The sequence below is a fragment of the Chitinimonas violaceus genome (assembly GCF_052601015.1).
This window is the reverse complement of the sequence record NZ_JBQXDJ010000136.1, coordinates 1-3721: the sequence shown is the minus strand read 5'-3', so window position 1 is coordinate 3721 and position 3721 is coordinate 1. Positions and strand designations below refer to the sequence as shown.

Here is a 3721-nt window from a genome sequence, read left to right as displayed (position 1 = left end):
TTCAATCCGTTTCCACTTCTTGTCGCTTAAATCGGTCGGGTACTGCTGCTCTCTCCTGCGACTACTTTTTTAGCCATGTCAAAATCGAACACATGGGGCTGTTCGTGACTTTTAAAACACGCTCTAAGAATCTGTTCGCAATCTCATTGCACAGATGTGATTCAGACTCAGAACAACACATAAGAGCTTGTTTACGATTTGTCACCCCCGGCTGTCGCAAGAGGGCGCAGAGCAGCGCATAAGTCCTTGATCACAGCTGAGTAAACAGGTCCTAAGAACTGACCATGGTTTTGTTGCATACCCTCTATTGAGGCTGCACAACACGCTCAACTATTTCATCCTAGACCAATGCCTTTCACGCTAAGCAGACTGGCAGATCAGCAACGTTTCGCCCACCGCTCATCTGTAAGTCGGGCTATTTGCTTGAAGCGTCACAATATCGACGCATAACATGCCATCTCCATTTGTGACGCAGCCCGAGCATTGTCGTTCCACGGCAATGCACTTTGTTTAGCATCATATAAGGAGACAATATGCATACCCAATACCAGACCTTACCAGCCAAGCTAAGTACCACATTGGCTGTCCTGGCCGCCCCTTTGCTCACAACGCTGGTCAGTACGCCGGTACAAGCACATGGTGCGATGGCCATACCGGTGGACCGGGTATACAACTGTTTCCAGGAAGGGCCTGAGAGTCCCAAGTCCGCTGCGTGTAAGGCCGCACGGGATGTGGGTGGCACCCAGGCTTTCTACGATTGGAATGGGGTAAACCAAGGCAACGCAAACGACCAGCACCAGGCTGTTGTGCCCGATGGGAAATTATGTGGCGCAGGTAAAGAAACCTACAAAGGGTTCAACCTCGCGCGTGATGACTGGCCTGCCACCAATATTGCCCCTAATGCCAATGGCCAGTTCGACTTTCTCTACAGAGCCACTGCACCGCACTCAACCAGGTATTTCAAGTTCTACGTAACCCGGAATGGCTACAACCCAAGCCAGCCGCTGAAGTGGTCCGATCTGGAAAGCCAGCCCTTCTGTACCATCACCAACAACCCGCTGGTGAACGGGCATTACAAGATGACCTGTCCCTTTCCACAAGGAAAATCGGGCCGCCAAGTCATCTATAGCATCTGGCAGCGTAATGACAGCCCTGAAGCGTTCTATTCCTGCATGGATGTGAACTTCAGCGGTGTCACCACCCCAACAACCTGGAAAGAAATCGGCCCAGTCCGGGCGCAACAGGACCTACCGGTCAACAGCAAGGTAACCTTCCGCTTGTTCGCCCCAGATTTCAAAGACCTGGAAACCCACACCATCACCCTGGCCAGTGGAATGACAGGCGCCAGCCAATGGCCCTTCCACCTGGCGCAGAAGGTGAATGCGGCTTCGCAGTACGTGAAAGTCGGTGTCCTTGGTAACAACGGAAGTATCAATCCCGTACAAAGCAATATGGATAACCGGGTGTACGAACGCAGCAATGTAACGGCCGATTACAGCTTCGCCATTGATATCAACAACGGTGGCGGTGGCAGCGAAGGTCAGGTTGATTTCATCTACCCGGCAGGCATCGCCGGTTACAAAGCCGGCACCATCGTGCAGGGGAGTGACGGTAAACGTTACCAGTGCAAGCCCTACCCCTATGCAGGCTGGTGCAGCCAATCACCAGCGCACTATGCGCCAGCTACAGGTTCAAACTGGACTGATGCCTGGGCGTTGTTGAGCTAGACGTCATTCCTGCTCACAAACAACCGCGATAAGGCGAAATGTAATTGCAAACGCCTCAGGTGCTTATTTATGAGGGGCGTTTGCATTGGCACTATCTGTTGGAAATACGGGAAACCGTTCTCCAGAAACGAACGGCACGCCAGAATTCACTCGCCGTCGTAGCACCTTTGAAAACAGGGGCAACCAGTTTCCGAATTACGGAGAATTCTGCAATTTGAGGCCGATGACTCAAAGGCAGGATATCCTTTCGAAGCAGCGCAGTGAGATGCCCCGCTTCGATGTTGGCTTGCCGCAATAACACCTTTTGGAATCGAGGTGACGACTGTGACCAGGACATGGGATTGGATAACCCGTCAACAATCGCGATATAGCTGCGTACCCTGCGAAGAATAATCTCTAGTGAAGCAGTATTGGTGATCGAGGTCGGGGATATGCGGTAGCCGTAAAACGGCACATCGCAAAAGCCAACCCTCTTTGCGCACGATGCCAAACGAGCAGTCCATAGAATGTCTTCATGGAACATACCAACCTGAAAACGGAGATTATTCTCAATAACGAGACTCCGGCGAATGAGTTGCAACCAGACGTAGTGCTTCCATTGGCGTTGCGCAACGCTCTGTATAGTCCAATCCTCGCCAGAAACGACCGCCTCTGCGGGCTTCCAGGAACAGATTGAGTTGGCCAATTCAAGGGTAGGGCTAGCGTCGAATCGGAAACCATTGCCGATAACTACATCCAGCTCCTTTGCTAAACCTTCCTTGCACCAGGTATGCAGTGCATTGGGGGCAAGCCAGTCATCGCCATCCGCAAACGCGATCCAATCGCCACGTGCCAGCTGGATGCCTGTATTCCTCGCGCCAGATAAGCCGCGATTCTCCTGAGTCACAACCATGATTCTTTGATCGAGCCGCGAGTAGTGTTCCAAGATAGATAAGCTCTCATCGGTGGAACCATCATTAACAGCGATAATTTCCAGGGAGCAATGCGCCTGTGTACAGAGTGATTCCAGTAATTCAACAAGATACTGTGCGCAATTAAATACAGGGACGATGATGCTTACATCGATATGGGGCGATAGTTCTTGTTTTTCCAATGTACTGCTGCCTTGCAATAAATATCAGATCAAGCCGCTTGAAGACGGGATGATCGATCTCAAGTAGGCAGAATGGTCAGCAACCCTTCCGAGTCTGGACGCAGCACATAAGCTCTGACCACCGCTGCGCAGCAAGATCGTAAACAGGCTCTAACTCGTACTGGTGCATCCGCTCAGACCAGAGGTACCAACAATTTGTTCTGTATCCCGATAAGCGGAATGGAGCATTTCATTGCATTGGCTTAGGGCTATTACAAGTGGCTTTGAACAGGTTCTATGGGCGATCCGCACAAACCTCCCTTACGCACCCCCGTAACCAGCGATGCGCAGGGTCGGCATGTAACCGTGGGTGCCAGAGCAAAGAAACAGTGATTTCCGGGACAGAAACCGGTAAGGGAAAGCTGTGCATTTCGGCACGCAGGCTGACAGTATGCCGTTCAGGCACGCTGGCAATCAGATCGGAAGCCCTCGCCAAGGCCAGCGCAGTTGAGAAACCGCCGACAACCGTAACGATATTCCGTTCCAGACCTAATGCCTTCAAGGCTTCGTCAATCGGCCCTTTATCGAGCCCACGCCGGGAAACGAGGATGTGCCTGCCGGATGCATAACGGGAGAGCGTAATCTCATCCTCACACAGCGGGTGACCCGATCGCACGACGCCGATAAAGCGATCCCGAAACAAGGCCTGTACATGCACCTCCGGGCCGGTCGCCTTCCCCACAACACCGGTTTCCAGATCAACCGTGCCATCGCGAAGTGACGTGCTCTCTTTGTTAGGGTCTGTTGACGTTTCACATAGGTAGCCATAGAAACCCACAGGCCATGGCAACCATGCTTTCATAGTTCCGTTTCAGTTTGTCGAACCGGAACGCCACTGCACGGTAATGCTTCAGCCTCGCAA

At 52.2% G+C, this 3721-nt stretch carries 3 protein-coding genes and 1 pseudogene; 1 reads left to right on the top strand and 3 read right to left on the bottom strand.

All coding sequences use genetic code 11. The features are described from left to right. The first annotated feature begins 533 nt into the window (after window positions 1-533). The gene (locus ACUHMQ_RS20295; RefSeq protein WP_445297264.1) at window positions 534-1727 is read left to right on the top strand and encodes a lytic polysaccharide monooxygenase; all 1194 of its coding nucleotides are present in this window, start codon (window positions 534-536) and stop codon (window positions 1725-1727) included. A 91-nt stretch (window positions 1728-1818) separates the two neighbouring features. On the opposite strand, the gene ACUHMQ_RS20290 is transcribed toward ACUHMQ_RS20295, so the two are convergent. The 3 genes and pseudogenes from ACUHMQ_RS20290 to ACUHMQ_RS20280 form a co-directional block, all read right to left on the bottom strand. Beyond that, window positions 1819-2820 carry a glycosyltransferase gene (locus ACUHMQ_RS20290; protein ID WP_445297263.1) on the bottom strand — a complete coding sequence of 334 codons (1002 nt, stop codon included), beginning with the start codon at window positions 2818-2820 and terminating at the stop codon, window positions 1819-1821. A gap of 274 nt (window positions 2821-3094) precedes the next feature. Next, window positions 3095-3661 (bottom strand): LysR substrate-binding domain-containing protein, encoded by a 567-nt coding sequence (locus tag ACUHMQ_RS20285; protein ID WP_445297262.1) that lies wholly within the window; start codon window positions 3659-3661, stop codon window positions 3095-3097. Further along, window positions 3612-3721, bottom strand: a pseudogene (locus ACUHMQ_RS20280) (IS5/IS1182 family transposase); the annotation flags it as partial. The gene ACUHMQ_RS20285 and the pseudogene ACUHMQ_RS20280, both read right to left, overlap by 50 nt.

What these genes read in the sequence shown, in the direction of transcription:
- ACUHMQ_RS20295 (WP_445297264.1), top strand. Translation starts at nt 534, where the DNA reads ATGCATACCCAATACCAGACCTTACCAGCCAAGCTAAGTACCACATTG.
- ACUHMQ_RS20285 (WP_445297262.1), bottom strand. Translation starts at nt 3,661, where the DNA reads ATGAAAGCATGGTTGCCATGGCCTGTGGGTTTCTATGGCTACCTATGT.